The following is a 522-nucleotide window of genomic DNA, read 5'->3' as shown; positions in this document are numbered from 1 at the left end:
TGCCTGAAGAAGGTATGGTCGAAGTCGGCGAATTAAAAATACACCAAGCATCGCATGCCCGCTACTTTGAAGACTTCTTAAAATTTGTCGAATATGAACGCTCCATGCCTGAAATTATGAAAACACAAGTAATGGACATGGTATACGACCAAATTGAAGATATATTTGAAGAAGGTACGGAAGAACGCGAACAATTCGACCAAGCGATGGAAGTATGGGCCGCTAGTCCGAAACGCGAAATTATGGAACAGTTTTCAACCGAAGAAATAATGGAAGCTACCGCTCAAATCGTCGAGCATGCTCCTGAAGTAGAATTAAAGGTTAAAGCCGATCACATTTCTGTGAAAGCTCTGCTTGCTGATTTCGGGGATCAAATACATATTGCAAAGGTAAATGACCGATACGTATTAATGATTGAGGCTGATACACTTACGTTTGAGAAAGGCTTCTCTCCGATTGAGTTTCTAAAGCCAGATGAATTGCAAGATGTGATTGAGCGGATTGAGAATAAGCAGCAATATT

The 522-nt window shown here is 40.8% G+C and carries 1 protein-coding gene; it reads left to right on the top strand.

Going from position 1 to position 522, the window contains the following annotated elements; genetic code table 11:
• A partial coding sequence (locus MR056_RS21955; protein WP_242136732.1) for a DUF3898 domain-containing protein occupies positions 1 to 522 on the top strand: 522 nt, incomplete at both ends.

The sequence above is a fragment of the Bacillus cereus group sp. BfR-BA-01360 genome, assembly GCF_022663595.1.
GTDB lineage: Bacteria > Bacillota > Bacilli > Bacillales > Bacillaceae_G > Bacillus_A > Bacillus_A cytotoxicus.
The sequence above is the reverse complement of the archived record's forward strand: the minus strand, read 5'-3'. Positions and strand labels throughout refer to the sequence as shown.